Origin of the sequence: Pseudomonas sp. IT-P176, from assembly GCF_949767245.1 — a bacterium.
Classification (GTDB): Bacteria; Pseudomonadota; Gammaproteobacteria; order Pseudomonadales; family Pseudomonadaceae; genus Aquipseudomonas.
The window spans coordinates 1-958 of sequence record NZ_CATKPN010000093.1 but is presented as its reverse complement, the minus strand read 5'-3'; the positions used below and the strand labels follow the sequence as shown (position 1 = coordinate 958).

The window sequence follows — 958 nt, the reverse complement described above, 5'->3', positions numbered from 1 at the left end:
CGACATGGCCGTGTCCTGCTTCAGCCCAGCCGAACCGCTCTTCAGGAAGAGGCCAATAAAGTAGTACCCCGTCGCCACGTTCGCGTCGATCAGTTGCTGACTCAGACGCAGGTGATCCGCGCCACGGAGCGTGAATTGACCGCGAATAGTGCCGTTTTGCAGGTTGATATTGGCTTTGTAATGGCCATTCTCGGCCGCAATCCGGTACAGCCGTTCTATCTCAGCGTCGACGCTTTTGTCCTGCTTGAGCAGGTTGTTCTTCTGCAACCAACGGGCGTACTGGAATAGCTCATCGGTCTCGGCGGACGGCACAGGGATCTGCTCATGTACACAGGTAAAAGCCAGCTTCGCTTTGATCTCGGTCAGCGGGTTTACGGAAGTATCCCGATTCGGATGAGTTGGGGCGCTGTCGGTATCGCAGGCGGCCAGCAGCAGGCTTGTCAGCAACAGGCTCAGATGCATGCCCCGGACCACTCTCCTGTTGATATTGGGCACACCTTGGAAGGTGAACACATCAATGATGTTTCTCATGCCTTACCCCAACAGCTGCCATTCGATGTTTTCCTCATTGACCGTGACTCTGTCGGCGAGCAAAAAGCGCGGGTGGTGACTCTGAACCCTCAGGGTCGGCATGATCTCGTTCTCTTCGAAGCGGCGGATGGTGCCGTCTTTCAGCCCCAAGTCCGCCTGGCGACTCAGGCGTACCGCCTGCCAGTAGCCGGTCTGCGGGCAAGCCTGGCCGCTGGAGCAGGTCGGTGCGGGAAAACCGACCTTGATGAACGCGGGGGAACCGGGCATGGCCCTGCCGGTCGCCGGCTCAAGGAGCTTGGCCTTGGCCAACTGTCGAATCAGCACCTCGCTAGGCTTTTTCGGTGGGACATTGGCCAGTCGGGCTTCGAGCCACTGCAACTTGCCGTCCCAGGCCGGTAGCTTGGCTGGAGGTAGGGGGAGGATTTCA

At 58.9% G+C, this 958-nt stretch carries 1 protein-coding gene and 1 pseudogene; both read right to left on the bottom strand.

The window, feature by feature from the left end:
* Nucleotides 1-462: pseudogene (locus tag ACM6IP_RS23985) on the bottom strand (sel1 repeat family protein); the annotation flags it as partial.
* Between the two features lie 72 nt (nucleotides 463-534).
* Nucleotides 535-958, bottom strand: a 424-nt coding sequence (locus ACM6IP_RS23980) for a DUF6396 domain-containing protein (protein ID WP_414862406.1), incomplete at its 5' end; no start/stop codon positions are given.